The 22,289-nt window shown below is 71.7% G+C and carries 22 protein-coding genes; 19 read left to right on the top strand and 3 right to left on the bottom strand.

Annotation, left to right across the window (positions count from 1 at the left end; genetic code table 11):
• Positions 1-85 precede the first annotated feature (85 nt).
• Complete coding sequence (locus HHX33_RS06470; RefSeq protein ID WP_182873792.1) at positions 86-1,033, bottom strand: DNA polymerase domain-containing protein; 948 nt, start codon at positions 1,031-1,033, stop codon at positions 86-88.
• Positions 1,034-1,150: 117 nt separating this feature from the next.
• On the opposite strand from HHX33_RS06470, the gene HHX33_RS06465 reads away from it, so the two are divergent.
• The 3 genes from HHX33_RS06465 to HHX33_RS06455 all read left to right on the top strand — a co-directional run bounded on the left by HHX33_RS06465 (position 1,151) and on the right by HHX33_RS06455 (position 3,854).
• The gene (locus HHX33_RS06465) at positions 1,151-1,963 is read left to right on the top strand and encodes a class I SAM-dependent methyltransferase (protein WP_182873791.1); all 813 of its coding nucleotides are present in this window, start codon (positions 1,151-1,153) and stop codon (positions 1,961-1,963) included.
• A gap of 148 nt (positions 1,964-2,111) precedes the next feature.
• Positions 2,112-3,236, top strand: coding sequence for a CapA family protein (locus HHX33_RS06460; protein WP_182873790.1), 1,125 nt, complete (start codon positions 2,112-2,114; stop codon positions 3,234-3,236).
• Between the two features lie 12 nt (positions 3,237-3,248).
• Entirely contained in the window at positions 3,249-3,854 is a 606-nt protein-coding gene (locus HHX33_RS06455; protein ID WP_259402240.1) for an HPP family protein, read from the top strand.
• Here the strand turns inward: HHX33_RS06455 and HHX33_RS06450 are convergent.
• Positions 3,847-4,344: a MarR family winged helix-turn-helix transcriptional regulator gene (locus HHX33_RS06450; protein ID WP_182873788.1), complete on the bottom strand. Its 498-nt coding sequence runs from the start codon at positions 4,342-4,344 to the stop codon at positions 3,847-3,849. The genes HHX33_RS06455 and HHX33_RS06450 overlap by 8 nt on opposite strands.
• A gap of 96 nt (positions 4,345-4,440) precedes the next feature.
• On the opposite strand from HHX33_RS06450, the gene HHX33_RS06445 reads away from it, so the two are divergent.
• From HHX33_RS06445 to HHX33_RS06370, 16 genes are all read left to right on the top strand, one after another.
• Entirely contained in the window at positions 4,441-5,211 is a 771-nt protein-coding gene (locus tag HHX33_RS06445) for a pirin family protein (protein WP_182873787.1), read from the top strand.
• A 24-nt stretch (positions 5,212-5,235) separates the two neighbouring features.
• Positions 5,236-5,571 (top strand): GNAT family N-acetyltransferase, encoded by a 336-nt coding sequence (locus tag HHX33_RS06440; protein WP_182873786.1) that lies wholly within the window; start codon positions 5,236-5,238, stop codon positions 5,569-5,571.
• Complete coding sequence (locus HHX33_RS06435; protein ID WP_310741243.1) at positions 5,568-6,560, top strand: pirin family protein; 993 nt, start codon at positions 5,568-5,570, stop codon at positions 6,558-6,560. The genes HHX33_RS06440 and HHX33_RS06435 overlap by 4 nt, the downstream gene beginning before the upstream one ends.
• Positions 6,557-6,745 carry a hypothetical protein gene (locus HHX33_RS06430; protein WP_182873785.1) on the top strand — a complete coding sequence of 63 codons (189 nt, stop codon included), beginning with the start codon at positions 6,557-6,559 and terminating at the stop codon, positions 6,743-6,745. Before HHX33_RS06435 ends, HHX33_RS06430 begins: the two co-directional genes overlap by 4 nt.
• Positions 6,746-8,048: 1,303 nt before the next feature.
• Positions 8,049-8,480 carry a hypothetical protein gene (locus HHX33_RS06425; protein ID WP_182873784.1) on the top strand — a complete coding sequence of 144 codons (432 nt, stop codon included), beginning with the start codon at positions 8,049-8,051 and terminating at the stop codon, positions 8,478-8,480.
• Positions 8,481-8,496: 16 nt separating this feature from the next.
• Positions 8,497-8,835: a DUF4258 domain-containing protein gene (locus HHX33_RS06420; protein WP_182873783.1), complete on the top strand. Its 339-nt coding sequence runs from the start codon at positions 8,497-8,499 to the stop codon at positions 8,833-8,835.
• A 79-nt stretch (positions 8,836-8,914) separates the two neighbouring features.
• A complete protein-coding gene (locus HHX33_RS06415; RefSeq protein WP_182873782.1) occupies positions 8,915-9,127 on the top strand; it encodes a DUF2283 domain-containing protein in 213 nt (70 codons plus the stop codon).
• A 635-nt stretch (positions 9,128-9,762) separates the two neighbouring features.
• Complete coding sequence (locus HHX33_RS06410; protein ID WP_182873781.1) at positions 9,763-10,839, top strand: polyprenyl synthetase family protein; 1,077 nt, start codon at positions 9,763-9,765, stop codon at positions 10,837-10,839.
• 211 nt (positions 10,840-11,050) lie between these two features.
• Positions 11,051-12,451, top strand: a complete 1,401-nt coding sequence (locus HHX33_RS06405; RefSeq protein WP_310738176.1) for a family 2B encapsulin nanocompartment shell protein — start codon at positions 11,051-11,053, stop codon at positions 12,449-12,451.
• Positions 12,451-14,703, top strand: coding sequence for a terpene synthase family protein (locus HHX33_RS06400; RefSeq protein ID WP_182873780.1), 2,253 nt, complete (start codon positions 12,451-12,453; stop codon positions 14,701-14,703). Before HHX33_RS06405 ends, HHX33_RS06400 begins: the two co-directional genes overlap by 1 nt.
• Positions 14,700-16,052 carry a family 2B encapsulin nanocompartment shell protein gene (locus tag HHX33_RS06395; RefSeq protein ID WP_182873779.1) on the top strand — a complete coding sequence of 451 codons (1,353 nt, stop codon included), beginning with the start codon at positions 14,700-14,702 and terminating at the stop codon, positions 16,050-16,052. Before HHX33_RS06400 ends, HHX33_RS06395 begins: the two co-directional genes overlap by 4 nt.
• 148 nt (positions 16,053-16,200) lie before the next feature.
• Positions 16,201-17,100 (top strand): IclR family transcriptional regulator, encoded by a 900-nt coding sequence (locus tag HHX33_RS06390; RefSeq protein ID WP_259402237.1) that lies wholly within the window; start codon positions 16,201-16,203, stop codon positions 17,098-17,100.
• Positions 17,101-17,236: 136 nt separating this feature from the next.
• Positions 17,237-17,773 carry a hypothetical protein gene (locus HHX33_RS06385; RefSeq protein WP_182873777.1) on the top strand — a complete coding sequence of 179 codons (537 nt, stop codon included), beginning with the start codon at positions 17,237-17,239 and terminating at the stop codon, positions 17,771-17,773.
• A 192-nt stretch (positions 17,774-17,965) separates the two neighbouring features.
• Positions 17,966-18,820: a sulfotransferase family protein gene (locus HHX33_RS06380; RefSeq protein WP_182873776.1), complete on the top strand. Its 855-nt coding sequence runs from the start codon at positions 17,966-17,968 to the stop codon at positions 18,818-18,820.
• 351 nt (positions 18,821-19,171) lie between these two features.
• Complete coding sequence (locus tag HHX33_RS06375) at positions 19,172-20,635, top strand: endo-1,4-beta-xylanase (RefSeq protein ID WP_182873775.1); 1,464 nt, start codon at positions 19,172-19,174, stop codon at positions 20,633-20,635.
• A 137-nt stretch (positions 20,636-20,772) separates the two neighbouring features.
• Positions 20,773-21,732, top strand: a complete 960-nt coding sequence (locus HHX33_RS06370; protein ID WP_182873774.1) for a DNA-3-methyladenine glycosylase family protein — start codon at positions 20,773-20,775, stop codon at positions 21,730-21,732.
• Here HHX33_RS06370 and HHX33_RS06365 read toward each other — a convergent pair.
• Positions 21,692-22,285 carry a response regulator transcription factor gene (locus HHX33_RS06365; RefSeq protein WP_182873939.1) on the bottom strand — a complete coding sequence of 198 codons (594 nt, stop codon included), beginning with the start codon at positions 22,283-22,285 and terminating at the stop codon, positions 21,692-21,694. The two genes, HHX33_RS06370 and HHX33_RS06365, sit on opposite strands and share 41 nt — an antisense overlap.
• Between the last annotated feature and the right edge of the window lie 4 nt (positions 22,286-22,289).

Below are 22,289 nucleotides of genomic sequence, written 5' to 3'. Positions count from 1 at the left end.
CGCGAATATAGCAACAACCTGTCGCCAACTGACCCGCCGAGCCCGCCGAGCCGGATGCCGGCGGCCCGCGAACCGTCCGGGCCGCCTATCCGCGGCGGGCGCGGGCGCGGCGCCTGCCCTCGTGCATGGCCTGCACCCGGGCGACCGGGATCGTGTGGCCCTCCTCGACGAGGTCGCGGGGGAGTCGCTGGGGCTCCGGCATCAGGTCGGCCCAGGGATCGGCGTCGCGCAGCAGGCGCGCCGCCGTGCGCACGGTGAAGTCGCCGGGCGTGATCCGGTCCAGGTCGTCCCAGGCGACCGGGAAGGAGACGGGGACGCCGGGCCGCACACGAGGGCTGTAGGCCGCGACGACGGTCGCCCCGCCGGACCGGGTCGAGTCGACGAACACCCGGTCTCCCCGGTCCTCCCGGATGAACGCCGTCGTGGCGAGGGCGGGATCGAGGCGTTCGGCCCGGACGCCGAGGGCACGGGTGGCGGCGGCCACGTCCTCCGTCGTCTCGCCCTCCAGCGGCACGAACACGTGCAGGCCCTTGGCCCCGCTGGTCTTCACCGCGCCCGACAGCCCGGCGTCGGCGAGCGCCCGGGCGACCAGGCGGGCGGCGCCGACGGCCCGGGGGAACGCCTCGGCCGACGGCGGGTCGATGTCCAGCACGAGGTGGGTGGGCCGGTCCCAGTGACCCGCGTGGACGAGAGCGGGGTGATACTCCACCGCCCGCTGGTTCGCGAGCCACAGCAGAGTCCGCCGGTCGTCGCACAGCGCGTACGACACCCGCCGCTGGGAGGACTCGGCCCACACCGTGACCGTCCGCACCCAGTCCGGGGCGTACGAGGGCACGTTCTTCTGCATGAACGGCGCCTGGCCCTCTCTCACCCGCACGACGGACAGTGGCCGGTCGCGCAGCACCGGGACGATCCGGTCGCGTACGGCGTCCAGGTAGTCGACCAGGTCGCGCTTGGCCGCGCCCGCGCCGTCGAACAACGGCCGGTCGAGGTTGGTCAGCGTGACTCCGTCGCGAACCTCATCGCTGGTCATGCGATCACCATGCCCGCGCCCGGCGCCGGAAATCAACGCGGCCCCTGCGTCTCTCGTATCGTCTCTGAATATGAGACATAATTGCTCAAATGACGAGACGCCTGGAATAGTGACGGCATGGCACACGAAACGGCCGTCTACACACACGGTCACCACGAGTCCGTCCTGCGTTCCCACCGCTGGCGCACCGCCGCCAACTCCGCGGCGTACCTGCTGGGCGCGCTGAAGCCCCACATGCGCGTCCTGGACGTCGGGTGCGGGCCCGGCACGATCACCGCCGACCTGGCCGGGCACGTGCCGCAGGGCGAGGTCGTCGGCCTCGACAACGCGCCCGGCGTGCTGGAGCAGGCCCGGGAGGAGGCGGCGCGGCGCGGCGTCGCGAACGTGAGCTTCACGACCGGCGACGTGCACGCGCTCGGCGCTCCCGACGCCTCATTCTGCGTCGTGCACGCCCACCAGGTGCTCCAGCACGTCGGCGACCCGGTGGGCGCGCTGCGCGAGATGCGGCGCGTGACGAAGCCGGGCGGCATCGTCGCGGCGCGCGACTCCGACTACGCCGGCATGATCTGGTATCCGCTGGTCCCCGCGCTGGACGACTGGCTGGACCTCTACCACCGGGTCGCCCGGGCCAACGGCGGCGAGCCCGACGCCGGTCGGCGCCTGCGCTCCTGGGCCGGGGAGGCCGGCTTCACCGAAATCACCTCGTCGTCGTCCACCTGGTGTTTCGCCACCCCCGAGGACCGGGCGTGGTGGAGCGGCCTGTGGGCCGACCGCACCCTCCAGTCCGCCTACGCGAGCCGGGTGATCGAGGGTGGCCACGCCACCCTGGACGACCTGAGGCGGATCTCCGACGGCTGGCGGGAGTGGGGCGCGAGCGAGGACGGCTGGTTCAGCGTCGTGCACGGCGAGATCCTCTGCCGGGTGGGCTGACCACCCCTCCCCGCCGTGCTGGCGCGGCCGGTCACGGGGGAGGATCGGGGTGTGACCTGCGGAAGACGGAGCCCTGCCGCGGAGCGTGCGGGCCGCGCCGGCGGCACGCGGCACGCCGCGCCCCCGTCACGGCCGCCGGGGGGCTGACATGCGGCCGGCGGCGGGAGACCCGGTCACGCTGTTCCTGTGCGGGGACGTCATGCTCGGGCGCGGCGTCGACCAGATCCTCCCGCATCCCGGCGATCCCGCCCTGCGGGAGCCGCACCTCCGGGACGCCGGGGCGTACGTCGAGCTGGCGGAGGCGGCGAACGGCCCGATCCCGCGCCCGGCCGGATACTCCTGGCCCTGGGGCGACGCACTGGAGGCGCTGGACGAGGCCGGTCCCGACGTCCGGGTGCTCAACCTGGAGACGAGCGTCACCCGGTCCGGCGACTTCGCGCCGGACAAGGCCGTGCACTACCGGATGAACCCCGCCAACCTTCCCGCGCTGGCCGTGGCCCGGCCGGACGTGTGCGTGCTGGCCAACAACCACGTGCTCGACTTCGGCGTACGCGGGCTCACCGAGACGCTCGGCGCGCTGGCGGCGGCGGGGCTCCGCCAGGCCGGGGCGGGGCGTGACGAGGACGAGGCGCGGCGGCCCGCGGTCGTGCCGCTTCCCGGCGGCGGACGCGTGCTGGTGTTCGCGGCCGCGATGCCGTCCAGCGGCGTCCCGGGCGGGTGGGCGGCCCGGCGGGACCGGCCCGGCGTGGCCTTCCTCCCGGCGCCGTCCCCCGCCGCCGCGGCCGGGATCCTCCAGCGCGTACGGCGGGTCAGGCGGCCGGGGGACGTCGTGGTCGTCTCCGTCCACTGGGGGTCGAACTGGGGCTACGAGGTCGGCGACGACCAGACCGGGTTCGCGCACGCGCTGGTCGACGGCGGCGTCGACCTCGTCCACGGCCACTCCTCGCACCACCCCCGCCCCGCCGAGGTGTACCGGGACCGGCTGATCCTCTACGGCTGCGGCGACTTCATCGACGACTACGAGGGCATCACCGGCTATGAGGAGTACCGCGACGACCTGCGGCTGCTGTACTTCGCGACGGTGGAGGCCGCGTCGGGGCGGCTGCGCGAGCTGCGGATGGCGCCGATGCGGGCCGTACGCATGCGGCTGCGTCGCGCCGGTGACGAGGACCGCGAGTGGCTGCGCGGGACGCTCGACCGGATCGGCCGGAGGTTCGGCGCGCGGACCGGACCGGCGCCCGGCGGGACGCTCGTCCTCGCGCCGGTCGGGTAGGAGGTGATCACGATGCTGGTCTGCGAGATCATGACGGCGCCGGTGGTGACGGTGCGGCGCACGGCGACGATCAGGCAGGCCGTCCGCCTGCTGTACGAGCAGGACATCACGGCCGCGCCGGTGGTCGAACGGCCGGGACGGATGGTCGGCATCGTCAGCGAGATGGATCTGCTGCGCGGCGAGTTCGAGAGCGAACCCCGGGCCTTCCTGCGCCCCGAGGCACTGCCCACCGGCAGGCCGCCCGCGCTCGTCGAGGAGGTCATGACGCCGCGCGTCGCCACCGTGGGCGACACGGCCGACGTCATGGACCTCCTGGACCTGATGATCACGACCGGGGTGAAGAGCGTCCCGGTGGTGCGCGACGACGACCTCGTCGGCATCGTCAGCCGGCGCGACCTGATGGGACTGCTGGTCCAGGGCGACCAGCGGATCCGCGACGACGTGCTCGCGGCGCTGCGCGACTGCGCCGACACGGCGTCCTTCGGCGCGGCGGTGCGCAGCGGCGTCGTCGAGTTGTACGGCCCGGGCGACGAGCGGTCGGCCCGCATCGCCGAGATGGTCGTCAGGACCGTCCCGGGCGTCGCCGGCGTCGTCTTCCCCGAGGGCCTGATCAGCTGAGGCCGTCGCCGGGGCCGGGGTCGTCGTCGGGGTTGTTGTCGTCGAGGCGGGCGAGCACGTCGGTGGCCAGCCGTTCGAGCGCGGCGACCTGCTCGGGGGTGAGCCCGTCGAAGAACAGGCGGCGCACGGTCGCCACATGCCCGGGGGCCGCGGCGGCGATGGCGCGGCGGCCCTCCTCGCTGATCACGACGAACGCGCCCCGGCCGTCCTCCTCGCACTCCTCCCGCCGGACGAGGCCCCGCCGCTGCATCCGGGTGAGGTGGTGGGACAGGCGGCTCTGCTCCCACTGGAGGCCGCGCTCCAGCTCGAACGGCCGCAGCCGCCCGTCGGCGTTGTCGGTGAGGTGCACGAGGACCTCGTAGTCCGCCAGGGAGAGGGCGGAACCGGCCTGCAACTCCCGGTTGAGCCGGGCCGTGAGACGCCCCTGCATGCGCAGGTAGGCCCGCCAGGCGCGCTGTTCGTCCGCGTCGAGCCAGCGTGGGCTGTTCATGCCGCCCAGGGTATCCGGAATCAATGACTCGTCATCTATGTTGTGGGGCACCAGTAGATGATGCATCATCTACATGGCGACGAGGAAAGGGTTCCGATGACCACGACCAGGCTGACCCCCCGTGTGGACGTCCGCAGGGCGGCCGAGCGCTTCACCACCCGCATCTCCTGGCTGGATTCCAAGCACTCGTTCTCGTTCGGCGGCCACCACGACCCCGGCAACACCCACCACGGCCTGCTGCTGGTGAACAACGACGACACCGTGCATCCGGGCACCGGCTTCGAGACGCACCCGCACCGGGACATGGAGATCGTCACCTGGGTGCTCCGGGGCTCGCTGGTCCACCAGGACTCCGAGGGGCACTCCGGCGTCATCTACCCGGGCCTCGCCCAGCGCATGAGCGCGGGCACCGGCATCCTCCACTCGGAGAAGAACGACTCCTGGCGGCTGACCGGCGGCGGCGCCCACGACGAGCCCGTCCACTTCGTCCAGATGTGGGTGGTCCCCGACGAGCCCGGCATCACCCCCGGGTACGAGCAGCTGGAGATCGAGGGCGACCTGCTGGCCGGCGGACTGGTGCCGGTCGCCTCCGGCATGGACAAGCACGACGGCGCCGCGGCCATCCGGATCAAGAACCGGTACGCCGCGCTGTACGCCGCCCGCCTGGAGCCCGGCCAGTCCGTGGAGCTGCCGGAGGCGCCGTTCCTGCACCTTTTCGTGCCCCGGGGCGCCGTCGCCCTGGAGGGTGCGGGCATGCTGGAGACCGGCGACGCCGTACGGTTCACCGCCACCGGCGGGCAGAAGGTCACCGCGACCGAGCCCGCCGAGATCCTCGTGTGGGAGATGCACGCGACCATCGCCGCGTGACGATCTGGGAAGGACGGACAACCGATGGAGCAGACAGACCCGAAGGTCGCCGACAATCCGGAGACGCGCCGCTTCGAGATCACCGTCGACGGCGTCCTCGCCGGCTTCGCCGACTACGGGCTCGACGGGCAGACGATCTCCTTCACCCACACCGAGATCGACTCCTCGTTCGAGGGCCGCGGCCTGGGATCGGTGCTGGTCCGCGCCGCGCTCGACGCCGCGCGCGACGCCGGGCTGTCGGTCCTGCCGTACTGCCCGTTCGTACGGCGGTACATCGCGCGGCACCCAGAGTACCTCGATCTGGTGCCGGCCGACCGGCGGGCCAGGTTCTCGCTCGACGGCGACGAGGCGGCCGGGTGACCGCCGGGCCGCAGAGCCCCGGGGAGCCCGCGCTCTACGGCTGTGCGGCTCTGTACGGCGGCACGGGCGCCGAGGCGATGCCGGAGAGCGTGCTCCTGCCCGGCCACGACGTGCCGCTCGGCCGGTACACGACGGTGCGCCGGCTGCTCCCGCAGCGCCCGCGCCGGATGGTCGGCGCGTGGTGCTTCGTCGACCACTTCGGCCCGGACGACGTGCGCGACCGGCCGGGCATGCGGGTGCCGCCGCATCCCCACACCGGACTGCAGACGGTCACCTGGCTCGCCGAGGGGGAGATCCTGCACCGCGACAGCCTCGGCAACGTCCAGGCGATCGTGCCGGGACAGCTCAACCTGATGACCGCGGCCCACGGGATCGCCCACTCCGAGCAGTCGCCGCCGGACCACCCTCCGGGGATGCACGGGCTGCAACTGTGGGTCGCGCTGCCGGAGGACGCCCGGCACGGCGAGGCGCGGTTCGAGCACCACGCCGCGCTGCCCGTGCTGCGCGACGGGAACGTCACGGTGACCGTCGTGGTGGGGGAGGTGGGAGCGGCCCGGTCGCCCGCGCGGGCGCACACCCCGCTGCTCGGGGCCGAGGTGCTCTTCGGCGGCGCCGGACGCCACCGGCTGCCGGTCGACCCGGCCTTCGAGACGGCGGTGCTGGCCATGTCCGGTACGGCGGAGGTGGCCGGGGTGACGCTGTCGCCGGGATCGCTGCTCTACCTCGGGCAGGGCCGTCAGGACGTGCCGCTGGAGACCACCGGGCCCGCGCGGCTGTTCGTGCTGGGCGGGACGCCGTTCGAGGAGCCCCTGGTGATGTGGTGGAACTTCGTCGGCCGTTCGCACGAGGAGATCGCCGCGGCCCGCGACGACTGGGCGCGCGGCGCCCGCTTCGGCGTCGTCCCCGGCGGGCAGGAGCGGTTGCCCGCGCCCGAGATGCCCACCGTACGGCTGAAGGCACGCGACCGGCACGGCCGGCGCCTGGGTTGACCCCGCGCGCCGGCAGGTCTCGGTTCCGCGTCCAGAGCCATCCCTGGCTGTCCTCGTCGTACGAGGGGTTGCCGCCGGCCGCGAACACCCGGTCCTCTTCGGGAACCCTGGCCAGGTCGATCACCGCCGGAGCGTTGTTCGTCCTCGGGGCCGGGTCGTACGTCCACGAGGACCGCCTGTCGTAGTGGAGCAGGATGCGATCGTCGCCGTAGTCGTAGTTGCGCGCGCCGAGCCACAGCCCGCCGTGGCCGTCCGTCACCAGGGGACCGAGTCTGACCGCCCCCGGCGGGACGTCCCGGACCAGGGTCCACCGGTCCCCGTCCCAGCGCATAAGCAGCGCGGCTCACGGCCCGGCCCGACCGGGGCGAGGGCACGGTGGACCAGCCCGACGGAGACCAGTGCGCGAGGAGGGGCCGCCGGGGCGGGTCACCGTCCGTACCGGTGCCGCGAATCGCGGAGACCCACACGTTCGCGGGTCCGAGCACCACGGCGTCCTCGACGAAGGCCGATCGCGGCCAGGGCGGCCGGACCCCCGCCGACCATCGGCGGCCGTCCCACCGCCGGACGTCCGCGTCCTTGTCGAAGAGCCAGACGTCGCGGGAAGACGTCCCGGACACCGCGTTCGGATACCGCGGGCCCGCCGGCAGGCGCATGCGTCGCCAGGCGCGGCCGTCCCAGCGCGCCAGGCTGCCCCTGCCGACCTCGCCGGTGCCGCCCACGGCCCAGACCTCGCCGTCCGCGGTCGCGGCGACTCTTTCCACCACCGCGCCGATCGGCGTCTCCGTCCCGACGCCCGTGCCGAGGGACGGGCCCGGGCCGGGGGCCGGGTGCCGCCGGGGAGCCGGGGGAGGCCGGGGCGTCCACGGCGCCGTCGCCCGCGCACCCGGCCACCGCCATGCCCAGCACCGCGACAGCGGCCAGCCTTCGGATCATCACGATCACCCCAGACCGTGCTCCCATCGGCGGTGCGTGACGGGGCCGCGAAGCGGCCGTACGCACCGATCTCTCGGGCGAACCGACCGAAATCAGCATGCGAACCCGCCTCCCTGAAGGTGCCGCCGACGGCCGCCGCATCCGCGGAGACGGACGCGGCGTTCCGACGAGGGACGGCACACCGCCGCACGCGAGGAAGCGCCGGAATCTGTCGGCAGCGTGTCACCCTCGCTCATCCAGCGTGGCTTCCATTTTCGGCACTCGTACCAACGGCATCATGCGTGCACAAATCGGCATGAATTGTGCAGAAGGAGTCAAGACATTCGCGACGACTCCCCGGCACCCTGGCTACATGGTCGGTGCCGGCCCATGGGCGATACGCGTCGAGAGAAGTGATTCGACTTGCGCGATGAGGCGATGGATCCGCGCGACCGTCAGTCTCGAAAAGGCGGGAAAAGGAGGCCCAGTACTCGACGTGGCCATTCTCAGACGGGTTCTCAGGCCATGGCTGGAAGGTTCACTTCAGTAACTCTTCGTGTGAAGGAGTGCAAATCGATGTTGACCAGACGTCTGCTTGTCGCTGGGGCTGCGGCCGCAACGGTGTTCGCGGTCGCCCACACCGCTCAGGCCGCTACTCCCACTCCTCGACCGGCAGACGGGTTCGTGGTGACCGCTACCCCCACTCCTGAACCGACGGACGAGCCGGGGCCGGCAAAGACCGCCGCCGGCTGCGGCGCTATCAAGAACACCACTCTGTCGGGCTCCCGTGCCCATTGGGAACTGATTTGCGACGGCGGGCTGATCACTGTCACAGGGTGGGTGCAGGACATGGACGCCGACGGTCGGTGCGCCAAAGTGAAGGCCGTCTTCGCCTCCGGCACCACGGAATACTCCGAAGCCGCCTGTCCCAAGGGCGTCAAGAAGAACTTCACCTGGTCGCATCCCGGTGCGATCGCCGATGTGTACCTGTATGAGTACGACGTCTGATCGGGAGTCAGCAGCTATGAGCATCCGCAACGTGATCGCTGCCGGTCTGCTGTCCGCGAGCGCCCTGCTGGTGGCGACTCCGGCAGCAATCGCCGCCACGGCCACTACTTCGCAGGCCGGAAGCGGGGTGCAGATCCTGGCCGGGGCTCCGTGCATCGTCACCGGCTACTCTCTGCACGCGGCGGAGGAAATGGCCAAGGACTCGATCACCGGTGATCAGGTCGAGGACGTCGTGTACACCACCTGCAGTCGAGCGGTGAAGCAGACGAACGGGAACTGGAAGTACACCAAAGGCAAGATCGTGGTGATCTGCAACAACAACGGTTACGTCGTGACTGCCTGGCGACGCAGCTAGTCTTCTTATACGGCTGGGTGGGGCCGAGGCATCCGTGCCACGGGCCTCGGCCCCACCCGATTCCTTCTGGAGGCTGACCATGAATCTGCGTCACGATCCACAAGTCAACGCCGCATACATCGAATTCAGGGAGATCGAGCCCGGCGAGGAGACCTTCAAGCTGCCGGTCGACGGTGGCGAAGGGGATGTTCCTGCCCTCCTCCGCTTCTCCGGTTCCGGAGAACTCCTCGGGGTTGAACTGCTGGACGCCGCGCGACAGATCCCCCGCATGCTGCGTGACATCGCTTCCTGAGTCTCAACGGAGGCAGACCGGGTTCCGCTCAGAATCCAGCCTGTCTGCTCATAGGCCATGTCCATGGCTCGGATGCGGCGGCCGCGCGCTTTGTGCGCACGCCGTTTCGCGTGATCATAGAATCGTGCTCGGATCGCGTTCCCCGTGCGGCTGGGGACGTGAACGCCATCTGGCGCTCGGACGGGTTGTCGAAGTCTCCGCCAACTGATGCCGAAGCGAAGGGCGCAGCCGGTCGAGCCGCCACACCTCAGCGTCTCCCTGGCCCGCGAATGCTCCGGGCAACGCGCCGGTTCCGGCCCTCGGCCGGTTTGCCCGAGGAGGCGTCCGGACAACTTCTCGTAGCCCTTTCCGGTCAGCGCGTCGGTCTGCCCTTTCAGGCGCTGTGATGCCGTTCGGGGCAGCCCGCCGGCACTCCGCGCCCTGGGTGCGGTCGGTCCTCCAGTTCCCCCGACCCGTGCTCGGCCTGCGGTCCGACATGCTCTGGCGGCCCGCCACGAAGCCGGTTTTCGCGTGAAGTGACGGATCACGGGGTGAACCGGGGAGAAGTTCCGACTATCGGAACGCGTGGTTCTACTTTGCGTGCTCATTAAGTAACTTTCCGCAGGGAGACCGGCGCGCCGACGAGGAGGCCGACCATGACGGCGGAGATCGTGGACACGTCCATCACCGGCATCACCGGCCGGGTCCGGCGGCGGGTCGACGAACTGCTGTCCGACTTCCTCGACGCGCGGCGCCCTCCGGTCGGCGACCACGACGTGGCCGAGGGATACCGCCTGCTGCGTGAATTCGTGATCGAGGGTGGCAAGCGGGTCCGGCCTCTGCTGTGTTACTGGGGCTGGCGGGGCGCCGGCGGTGAGGAGCTTCGCGAGGCGGCGGTTGTCGCCACCGGCGCGGCGCTGGAGCTCTACCACGCCGGTCTTCTCATCCACGACGACCTCATGGACGGCAGCGAGCTGCGCCGGGGACGTCCGACGATCCACCGGGGGCTCGCGCGGCCGGGGCGGTTCGGGGCGGCCGAGGCGTTCGGCCAGTCCGCGGCGATCCTCCTGGGCGTGCTCGCCCAGGCCTGGGCCGAGGAACTGCTCGCGGACGCCGCGCCCGCCGACGTGCGGGCCCGCGCGGCCCGCGACCTCTTCAACCGCATGCGCACCGAGGTCGTCACCGGTCAGTACCTCGACCTGCTGGCGCACGCCCGGGGTGACGACGGGGTCGAGCAGGCGCTCACGGTGATCCGGTACAAGACGGCGCGCTACACGGTGGAGCGCCCGCTGCAGATCGGCGCGGCGCTCGCCGGGGCTCCGCCTAGCCTGCTGGAGGCCTACTCCCGGTTCGGCCTGCCGCTGGGGGAGGCGTTCCAGCTGCGCGACGACGTCCTCGGCGTCTTCGGCGACCCCTCGGTCACCGGCAAACCCGTCCTCGACGACCTGCGCGAGGGAAAGCGGACCGTGCTCATGGCGTACGCCTCCGCGCGGGCCCGCGGATCGGAACGGGACCTGCTGCGCACCTGGCACGGCGATCCCGCACTGGACGAGGCGCGGGCGGCGGAGCTGCGGCGGATCATCGTGGACACCGGCGCGCTCGACCGGGTCGAGGAGCTGATCGTCCAGCGGACCGGCCAGGCGCTCGCGGCGCTGCGCGACTGCCCGATCACGCCGGAGGCGGCCGAGGCGCTGGCGGTGCTCACCGAGCGGCTCACGCGTCGCGTCCGATGAGGCGCGCGAACGGCACGCCCGCGTCATCGGCGGCTTCCCGCGTCCTTCGCCCCATCCGGCCGACCCGCGCCTTTCGCGCCGGGGCCGGTCCGGCGGCGCGGGACCCTCCGGGCGGTGCCCCTTCGATGCCTTCCCCTCCACCGCTCGGCGACGAGCACGACCTGTTAGCGGACAACCGGCCGCCGGCCGATCAGAAGATGGGTGATGTGCTGTGACCGAAACGACCCCGCAGACCAGCGCGCCGAACGACAGCAGGCTCAGCCTGAGCACCAGGGCCGCGCGCAACCTGGCCACGACGACCAAGACCCCGCCGCAGATGCAGGAGATCACCTCCCGGCACCTGCTGCGCGTGCTGCCCTGGATCGAGGCCGTCGGCGGCGTCTACCGGGTCAACCGCCGGCTGACCTACCAGGTGGCCGACGGGCGCGTGACGTTCGTCTCGACCGGAGCGGAGGTACGGGTCATCTCCGCCGAGCTGTGTGAGCTGCCGGCGCTGCGGGGTTTCGGCGACGCCGACGTGCTGGCGTCGCTGGCCGATCTGTTCACGCAGCGGGAGTACGAGGCGGGGCAGGTCATCGCGGCGGCGGGGACTCCGATGGAGGAGGTCGTGCTGCTGGCCCACGGCAAGGTGGACAAGATCGGTGAGGGGGCGTACGGCAACGAGACGCTGCTCGGGGTGCTGGCCGACGGGGAGTACGTCGGCGAGCAGATGCTGGTGCATCCCGAGGCGCGGTGGGAGTGGACGGTGCGGACGGTGACGCCGTGCACCGTGCTCGCCCTGACCAGGGACGCCTTCGAGCGTCTGCTGGCGTTGTCGGAGAGCCTGCGCGAGCACGTGTCGGCGTACCGGGAGGACCCGGACGGCCCGGTGAACCGATACGGGGAGGCGGAGATCGCGCTGGCGGCGGGGCATGTGGGTGAGGCGACGCTGCCGGGGACGTTCGTGGATTACGAGCTGGGGCCGCGGGAGTATGAGCTGAGTGTGGCGCAGACGATTCTGCGGGTGCATTCGCGGGTGGCGGATCTGTACAACGAGCCGATGAACCAGACCGAGCAGCAGTTGCGGTTGACGGTCGAGGCGTTGCGGGAGCGGCAGGAGCACGAGCTGGTCAACAACCGCGACTTCGGGTTGTTGCACAACGCCGATCTCAAGCAGCGCATCCACACCAGGTCGGGCCCGCCCACCCCCGACGACCTCGACGAACTGCTGACCACCGTCTGGAAGAACCCGACCGTCATGTTCGCCCACCCCAAGGCGATCGCGGCCTTCGCCCGGCAGTGCAACAGCCGGGGCATCTATCCGCAGACCGTCGAGTTCAACGGCCAGAAGGCGCCCGCCTGGCGCGGGGTCCCGCTGCTGCCGTGCAACAAGATCCCCGTCAACGACCAGGGCGTCAGCTCGATCATGGTCATGCGCCTGGGGGAGAAGGACCAGGGCGTCGTCGGCCTGCGCCGCACCGGCCTGGTGGACGAGTACGAGCCGGGTCTGTCGGTGCGCTTCATGGGCATCGACGACAAGGCGATCATCTCCTATCTCGTGACCACCTACTACTCGGCGGCCGTGCTGGTGCCCGACGCCCTCGGCATCCTGGAGAGCGTCGAGGTCCTGTGATGTCGTCCTACCGGCTGCCGGACTTCTATCTCCCGTATCCGCCGAGGCTCAACCCGCACGTGGAGACCGCCCGTACGCACACCCGCGGCTGGGCGGAGCGGATGGGGATGCTGGACGATCCGGACATCTGGACCGTGGAGTCGCTCGACGCGATGGACTACGGCCTGATGTGCGCCTACACCCATCCCGACTGCTCCGCCCCGGAGCTGGACCTGGTCACGGACTGGTACGTCTGGGTCTTCTACTTCGACGACCACTTCCTGGAGACCTTCAAGCGCAGCAGGGATCTCGACGGCGCCCAGGAGTACCTGGACCGGCTCGACGCGTTCATGGCGGACGACCCGCCCGAGCCGGTCAACCCCGTGGAACGGGGACTGGCCGACCTGTGGCTCCGCACCGTGCCCGCCATGTCGGCGGCGTGGCGGCGGCGGTTCGTCCGGGTCACCCGGGATCTGCTCCAGGAGTCGATGTGGGAGTTGTTCCACATCGAACGGGACGCCGTCTCCAACCCCATCGAGTACATCGAGGAACGCCGGAAGGTCGGCGGCGCCCCGTGGTCGGCGGCGCTGGTCGAGCACGCGGTGGGCGCGGAGCTTCCGGCCCGGCTGGCCGGCAGCCGGCCGATCCGGGTGCTGACGGAGTCGTTCGCCGACTCCGTGCACCTGCGCAACGACCTGTTCTCCTACGAGCGGGAGGTGCGGGAGGAAGGCGAGCTGTCCAACTGCGTGCTGGTCTGCGAGCGTTTCTTCGGCTGTGACACCGCCCGGGCCGTGGAGATCACCAACGACCTGCTCACGTCGCGGCTGCACCAGTTCGAGCACACCGCGCTGACCGAACTCCCGGCGCTCTTCGCCGACGAGGCGGTCTCGCCGCCCGAGCAGGGGCTCGTCCTCCGATACGCCAAGGGGCTGCAGGACTGGCAGGCGGGAGGCCACGCCTGGCACTCGGCCTCCAGCCGCTACACGAAGAACGGCGGGCAGGCGGGGGCCTTCGGGATGAACGTCTCGCGCGCCCACCTCACGGGCGCGGGCGGCCTGCGCAACCACACCCACAGGCCCTTCGCGGCGGCCGGTGTACGGCTGCCCGAGCCGTACATGCCGTTCGAGGTGCGCGACAACCCGCACCTGGACGCGGCGCGCGCGGCCGACCTGGAGTGGTGCGCGGCGATGGGGTTCTTCGACGGGGTTCCCGGCATCCCGGCGACCGCCGTGTGGGACGAACGGCGGCTCGCCGGATTCGACCTGGCTCTCTGCGCGTCCGGCATCACCCCGGACGCCACCGCCGACGAGCTGGTCCTGGCCACCAACTGGCTGGCCTGGGGAACGTACGGCGACGACTACTATCCACGCGTCTTCGGCGCGGCACGTGACCTGGTCGGCGCGAAGCTCCTGAACCGGCGGCTCAAGGAGCTCATGCCACTGGATCTCGTCCCGCGGCTGACCCCGTCGACGGGGCTGGAACGAGGGCTCGCCGACCTTTGGGCGCGCACCGCCGGGCCGCTGCCGGCCGGCTCCCGCGAGATCTTCCGCACGTCGGTGGAGGAGATGATCGACAGCTGGGTGTGGGAGCTGGCCAACCAGGCCCAGAACCGGGTGCCCGACCCCGTCGACTACCTGGAGATGCGGCGCAGGACCTTCGGCTCGCACATGACGATGTGCCTCGCCAGGCTCGCCCCCGACCGGGTCATCCCCGTGGAGATCCACCTGACCCGCGAGTTCCTCGGCATGACCGACGCCGCGCAGGACTACGCGTGCCTGCTCAACGACCTGTTCTCCTACCGCAAGGAGATCCAGTACGAGGGCGAACTGCACAACGCGGTCCTGGTGATGTCCACCTTCCTCGACTGCCCGCCGCAGGAGGGCGTGACGGTGGTGGACGGGCTCATGACGAGCCGGATGAGGCAGTTCGAGCACATCACCACCATCGACCTGCCGGCCCTGCTCGACCGGATCGACGCGGGCGAGGCCGTACGGGAGTCGGTCGCGGCGTACGTGACCGATCTGCGCAACTGGATGGCCGCCATCCTGCGCTGGCATCAACGGTGCCGGCGTTATCTCGACGAGGAACTGCGCGCGGGTCCGGTGGCCCGGTGGACCCAGGGCCCGACCGGCCTCGGCACCGCCACCGCCAGGATCGGCTCCCTCGCTCGCGCGTACGGCGCTCCGGCGTACGGCGCGACCACGTACGGCGCGCCCGCCGGGGACGGCGCCGCTCACCCGCCCGTGCTCCACCTCACGGCGGGTGCCTCATGAGCGCGCCGATCGGGCCCGACGGCGCGTCGCGGCTGGCCCTGAGCACCAGGGCCGCGCGCACCCTGGCGACCACCACCAAGACCCCGCCGCAGATGCGGGAGATCACCCCTCGCCATCTGCTGCGGGTGCTCCCGTGGATCGACGTGCAGGGCGGGGTCTACCGGGTCAACCGGCGGCTGACCTACACCCCGGGAGACGGGCGGGTGACGTTCGTCTCGACCGGGGCCGAGGTCAGGGTGATCCCGGCCGAGCTGTGCGAACTGCCGTCGCTGCACGGGTACGCCGACGCGGAGGCGCTGGCCGCGCTGGCGGACCGGTTCGTGCAGCACGAACTGGACCAGGACGAACCGGTGCCCGCCGGGCAGGTGGTCCTGGTCGCCCACGGCAAGATCGCCTGCGTCGGCGTCGGCGAGTACGGCGGCGAGACGCTGCTCCGGGTCGTGGCCGACGGGGATCACCTCGGTGATCTCACCGGCCCGGCGGCGCCCCCCGCCAGGGCGCTCACCCGCTGCGTCGTGCTCGTGCTCGAACGGCCGGTGGTCGACGAGCTGACCGAGCGCTCGGACAGCCTGCGGGAGCAGCTGAACCGCCCCGGGGCCGGCCGTCCGGCCAACCGGTACGGGGAGGCGGAGATCGCGCTGGCGGCGGGGCATGTGGGTGAGGCGACGCTGCCGGGGACGTTCGTGGATTACGAGCTGGGGCCGCGGGAGTATGAGCTGAGTGTGGCGCAGACGATTCTGCGGGTGCATTCGCGGGTGGCGGATCTGTACAACGAGCCGATGAACCAGACCGAGCAGCAGTTGCGGTTGACGGTCGAGGCGTTGCGGGAGCGGCAGGAGCACGAGCTGGTCAACAACCGTGATTTCGGGTTGTTGCACAACGCCGATCTCAAGCAGCGCATCCACACCAGGTCGGGCCCGCCCACCCCCGACGACCTCGACGAACTGCTGGCCCGCCGGCGCAGCTCGCACTACTTCCTGGCCCATCCCCGCGCCATCGCCGCCTTCGGTCGCCAGTGCACCGCCCGGAGTCTGTATCCGGAGGTCACCGAGTCCGGCGGCGCGAAGGTCATGGCGTGGCGGGGGGTCCCGATACTGCCCTGCGACAAGATCCCCGTCACCGACCGCGGGCTCACCTCGATCCTGGTGATGCGCACCGGAACCGAGAAACAGGGAGTCGTCGGGCTGCGCCGCACCGGCCTGGCGGACGAGTACGAGCCGGGTCTGTCGGTGCGCTTCACCGGCATCGACGACAAGGCGGTCATCTCCTACCTCGTGACCACCTATCACTCCGCGGCCGTGCTGGTGCCCGACGCTCTCGGCGTCCTGGAAAGCGTGGAGGTCGGCTGAACGCCGCCGCCCTGGCCGTACGCCGGCCGCCCTCGACGGAAACCGCCGCACGTGCGCGGCGCTCCGGTTAGGGTGGCCGCTGGCCGATCACAAGGTGCTCTTCGGAATGCTCTTCGGAATGCGATGACGGAGGTCTGCGATCGTGCTGATGGAACGGTCCGGCAGGGCGGAGACGGCGTCGGCCCTGGGCAGCCTGGAGCGCGGGATCGCGATCCTCTTCTGCCTTGCGGTCGGCATGAGGCCGATGAACCTCACCCAGGTGCACCGTTCGACCGGGTTCTCGAAGACGACCACGCACCGCCTGCTCGGGGTCCTGCAGGGACGCGGCCTGGTCACCCGCAGGGGCGGCGACTACACGGTCGACGGGCGCTTCGCCGAACTGCTGTCGCCGCGCGGCTGGCCCGTGCAGGGCCGCCGGGTGCCGGACTGCCGCCGGGCGGTCCTGCCGTACCTGCTCCAGCTGTACGAGGCCACCCGCCAGACCGTCAACCTCGCCGTGCCCGACCGCGGCGAGGTCGCGTATGTCGAACGGTTGTATGGGCACAACCGGGTCAGGTCGCCGTCGGACGGCGTCGACCGCGCGCCGCTCCACTGCACGGCCGCGGGCAAGGCGCTGCTCGCCCATGACGCCGGACTGCGGAAGGCCTTCTACGCCGGTCCCGCCCCCCGGCGGATGACGGGCCGTACGGTGACCGGCCCGGCCGCGCTGGAACGCGAGCTCGCGGCCGTCCGCGGCGAGGGCGTGAGCTACGCGCGGGAGGAGTACGCCGAGGGGATCTGCTGCGCCGCCGCGCCCGTCTTCGCGCCGGACGGCCGGGTGTGCATGGTCGTCTCCGTCGCGGCCCCGGCGGCCGCCGCGGCGCTGCCGCGCCTGGGCCCGGCCGTCCGCAGGACCGCCCACCAGATCACCGGAGCCCTGAGCACCGTCCTGGCGCCGGGACCGGAGCGCACCGGACCCGTGTTCGGCAGGGCACCGGCGGACGCCGGGAACGGCAGCAGGGTGCCGGCGTCGAGTGGCAGTCCCGGCAGGGCGGCCGTACGGCCCTAGACGCCGAACCGCGCGGGACCCGGCCGGTTGGGCTGACCGATGCGTGGGGAGAGTCTTCGATGGCGGTGTGACCTGCGAAGACAGTCGTGAGGTGCGGCCGCCGGCGTATTCGGGGGCGCGACGGGGAGCGGGTGTCATGCGGGTTGCATCGGGGGCGTTCGTCCTCGCCGGGCGGATCGGTCTCGTCGCCGTGCCGGCGGCCGTGCTGCTGGCGGCGTGCGGAGCCCCGGAGCCGCCGACACGGTCACGGCCCGCGGCCACACCCGCCGCCGTGTCCACCACGGACCCGGTCCCCCTGACCACGCCCGCCCCGCCGCCCGCCTCGCCGGCCGTCCGGGCCGCCACCGATCCGGAGGCGTGCCGGAACGCCGACTGCGAGGTGGAGGTCCGCCAGGGAGACCGGCTGCGGCTCGACGCCGCCACCGGCCTCGACGCGCTCACGGTGGCCGCCCTCGACCAGGGCATGGTGCGCCTGCGTTTCGAGGGCTCCTCCGGCGGCTACCGCGTCGAGGGCATGAACGTCGGGGTCAGCCAGGACTGCGTCAACGGCCGCTGCCGGACCAGGGGAGCGTTGACGCTGACCATGGACCGGCCCGCCCGCATCGGCGACATCCACCTCCGGCTGACGAGCGTGCGGCCCGACGAGGCGGTCCTGGCGATCTCCTCCTCATAGCGCGCCGTCCGCCCCGGCTGTCGCGGAACGACCCGCGCCCGGGGACCGCCCATGCTCTGAGACTGCCCGCGCTCTGGGAGCGCCCGCGCCCTGGGACTGCCCGCGCTCTGGGACTGCCCGGGAGGGCGCGGCTTTGGAAACACCCAGCCTCCGTTAACCGCGAGGCCACCCCGCCTCCTTACGGTCGTGGCCATGCCGTGGAAGAGCAAGGTCAACGCCGCCGTCGAAGGGATGACCGGTTACGTCATCACCCGGGCCCGCCCATGTCCCGCAGCGGTCCAGCCGCCGAGGGACGAGCCCAGACCACCAGCCGACCCGGAGAGCGACCGCCTCCTCCGCGCGCCGGTGTTCGTGCTCTCCCCGGTCAGGTCCGGCTCCACGCTCTTCCGGGTGCTGCTGAACAGCCATTCCAGGATCCACGCGCCACACGAACTGCACGTCCGGCGGATCGCCGTGACCCTCACCACCGAGCCCGTACGGCAGGCCATAGAGGCGGCCGGGCACCGTACGAGCGACATCGAGCACATCCTGTGGGACCGTCTGCTGCACCGGGAGCTGGTCAGGAGCGGCAAGGAGATCGTCGTCGACAAGACGCCGAGCAACGTGTTCGCCCACCGCCGCATCTCGACGTGCTGGCCGGACGCCCGGTTCGTCTACCTGCTGCGCCACCCCGCCTCGATCGTCCGGTCCTGGCACGAAGCCGATCCGCAGGCGCGGCCCGTCGAGGAGGCCGTACGGCACACGCTGCAGTACATGCGTCACCTGGAGGAGTCCAGGCGCAGGCACGAGGGGCTCGTCGTCCGGTACGAGAGGCTCGTCGACGACACGGAAGGCGAGTTGCGCCGGGTCTGCGCCTGGCTCGGTGTCGAGTACGAGCCCGAGATGATCCGCTACGGCGACAAGGACCACGGCGAGTTCGTGAAGGGCATCGGGGACTGGCGCGACAAGATCCGCAGCGGGCGGGTACAGCGCGGCCGCCCGCTGCCCGCTCCCGAAGAGGTGGCCGAGCCGCTGCGGGAGATCGCGGCGGCCTGGGGCTATCTCTGACCTGAGCCTGGGGACATGGCGCGGCTCGTCCCGCATGCCTCCGGAGCGTGAGCGCACCCGATCTGACCGGTGGCGTCAGCAAGGGTGAATGTTTCAGCAAGAGGCGACCCGCCTGCGGTACGGCTGGGGACGCCGGATGGTGGTGAAACGGGTCGTTCGCCGCGAGTCCTTCCGGGGAGTGGCCCGGCCGCGTCCTTGACGCGCCGCTCCCCGTCGTATTGGCTCCGCTGCTGCGCCACCATCGGCCCAGGAGCGGAGAGACCCACGAATGTTAGCGCTAACAATGACACGCTCTGTGCTGGCGAGTGCGCACGTTCGCAGTTCGGGATCAGATCTCTCTGGAGGGCTGACATGAAACCGCCCACTACCGGGACGGAACGGCATCGGACTCGCGCGCGGGGGCCGGCCACGGCCCTGGCGGTCATCGCCGCCGGCGCCGTCGCGCTCGGGCTCGCGATCCCCGCTCACGCGGCCTCGACGTTGAAGGCCGCGGCGGAGGCCAGGGGGAGGTACTTCGGCACCGCGCTGACACGGGGAGACCTCGGTATCAGCGCCGAGGTCAACCTCGCCGCGGCCCAGTTCGACATGGTGACCCCCGGCAACGAGATGAAGTGGGACGCCACCGAGCCGTCCAAGGGCTCGTTCAACTTCGGGTCGGGTGACCAGATCGTCTCCTTCGCCCAGTCGCACGGCATGCGGGTACGCGGGCACAACCTGGTGTGGCACGCCCAGCTGCCCGCCTGGGTCGGCAGCCTGCCGCTCAACCAGGTCCAGGGCGTGATGGAGAACCACATCACCACCGAGGCCACCCACTACAAGGGGAAGGTCTACGCCTGGGACGTCATCAACGAGCCGTACAACGAGGACGGCACCCTGCGCCAGGACGTGTTCTACAGGGCGATGGGCTCCGGCTACATCGCCGCCGCGCTGCGGGCCGCGCACGCCGCCGACCCGAACGCCAAGCTGTACATCAACGACTACAACATCGAGGGCATCAACGCGAAGAGCAACGGGCTCTACTCGCTCGCGCAGTCGCTGCTGTCCCAGGGAGTCCCGTTGCACGGCATCGGGCTGGAGAGCCACTTCATCGTCGGCCAGGTGCCGTCGTCCCTGCAGGCGAACATGGAGCGCTTCGCCGCCCTGGGCCTGGACGTCGCGATCACCGAGCTCGACGACCGCATCCAGATGCCGGCGGACAGTTCCGAGCTGCAGCAGCAGGGCACCGACTACGGCAGGGTCGTGAACGCCTGCTTGGCCGTTCCTCGCTGCGTGGGTGTGTCGCAGTGGGGCGTGGACGACGGCCACACCTGGATTCCCGGGACGTTCCCCGGCTACGGCGCTCCCATGATGTGGGACTCCGGCTACCAGCCCAAGCCCGCCTACCAGGCGGCCCTGAGCGCGCTCAACAGCGGCACCTCCTCGCCGTCACAGTCGCCGTCACAGTCACCCACGTCGTCGCCGTCGGTGTCGCCGTCCCGGTCGCCCAGCGCCTCGCCGAGCCCGTCTTCGTCTCCCATCGGGGGTGCGTGCTCGGCGACGATCAAGACGATCAACAGCTGGGGCGGCGGGTTCCAGTCCGAGGTGACGGTGCGGGCGGGCAGCGCGCCGGTGAACGGCTGGACCGTGAAGTGGAGCTGGCCGGGCGGGCAGAGCATCAGCAGCCTGTGGAACGGCCGGCAGAGCACGTCCGGTTCCTCGGTGACCGTGACCAACGAGTCCTACAACGGCTCGATCGCGGCGGGCGCGTCCACGACGTTCGGCTTCACCGCCAACGGCAGCGCGGCCACCCCCACCGCCACCTGCACCAGCCCCTGACCCTGTCCCGGAGCGAGACGTGTGCCGGGCCGGCACTCCCGGCCCGGCACCCCCGGCCCGGCACTCCGGCCCGGTACGGCGGGAACGACGGCGTACGGCGTGCCGGGTTGTCGGTCCGTGTCCGTACGATGTCCCGCATGACCGGGCATGAATTCACGCTCACCGCCACGGGCCCGTTCGACTTCGACGCGACGCTCCGGTTCGTCGAGGACTGGCCGGTCACCAGCGGGCTGCCCTCCGACGGCAGGACGCTGCGCTTCGCCTACTGCGCCGAGGCCGACTGGCTGCCGATCGGCGTGGCGGTGACCGCCGCGCGGGGCGGGGTAGCCGTACGGACGACCAGGCCCGCGGGGCCGGCGATCCGAGGTGAGGTGGCCCGCATCCTGTCCCTGGACGTCGACGGCTCGGGCTTCGCCGAGATCGGCGAGTCCGACCCGGTGCTCGGGGAGTTGCAGCGCCGCAGCCCCGGCCTGCGGCCGCTGTGCTTCTGGAGCCCGTGGGAGGCCGCCTGCTGGGCGGTGATCGTGCAGCGTTCGTCGATGCTCATCGCGTCCCGGCTCAAACAGCGCATCGCCGAGCGGTACGGCGCCACGGTCGAGCTGGACGGCCGGGCGTACACCGCCTTCCCGCCGCCCGTGTCGCTGGTGAACGCCGACGGACTCGGCCTGCCCGAGCAGAAGGAGGAGTGGCTGCGTGGCCTGGCCCGCGCGGCGCTCGACGGCGTGCTGACCACCGAGCACCTGCGCGCGCTCGACCCGCCGGAGGCGCTGGCCGAGCTTCGCGCCCTGCCCGGTGTGGGGCCGTTCTCCGCGGGACTGATCCTGATCAGGGGCGCGGGGGCACCCGACGCGTTCCCGGGCGACGAACCGCGCCTGTTCGCGATTCTCCGCGAGGCGTACGGGCTGCCGCAGGACGCCACGGCGAGCGCGTACCGGAAGGTCGCCGACGCCTGGCGGCCCTACCGCTCGTGGGCCTCGTTCCTCTTCCGGTCGACGGCGTACGGAGTGAGGGAGGACCGGCGGGCGGGCTCTGCCGCCGGCCGGACGGGGGAGGACGTCAGAGCCAGCCTTTCTCCTGGGCGGCGCGGATCGCGGTGATCCGGTTGGTCGCGCCGAGCTTCGTGACGGCGCTGGACAGGTAGTTGCGCACGGTCCCCTCGGTCAGGTGCAGCGCCGTGGCGATCTGCCGCACCGACGCGCCCTCGGCCGCCAGCGACAGCGCGCCGCGCTCGCGGTCGGTCAGCGGGCTGTCGCCCGCCATCATCGCCGACGCCGCCATCTCCGGGTCGAGGTAACGCCCTCCGGCGTGCACCTTGCGGATGGCCGTGGCCAGCTCGTCGGCCGAGGCGTCCTTCGGGATGAAGCCGCGCACCCCGGCGGCCAGCGCCCGCCGCAGATATCCCGGCCGCCCGAAGCTGCTCAAGATGATCATCGCTTGGCCCGGCAGTCCCTCGGCGGCGGTGAGGCCGTCCATCTCGGGCATCTCGATGTCCAGCACCACGACGTCGGGCCGGTGCTCCCGCACGGCGGGTGCCACCTCGTCACCCCGGCTCACCTGGGCGACGACCTGCAAGTCGGGCTCCAGCCCGAGCAGGGTGGCGATCGCGCCGCGGATGAGGTGCTCGTCGTCGGCGAGCAGGATGCGGATCATCGGG

Origin of the sequence: Microbispora sp. H10670 (assembly GCF_014161385.1) — a bacterium.
In the GTDB taxonomy this organism is placed as follows: Bacteria; Actinomycetota; Actinomycetes; order Streptosporangiales; family Streptosporangiaceae; genus Microbispora; species Microbispora triticiradicis.
The sequence above is the reverse complement of the archived record's forward strand: the minus strand, read 5'-3'. Positions and strand labels throughout refer to the sequence as shown.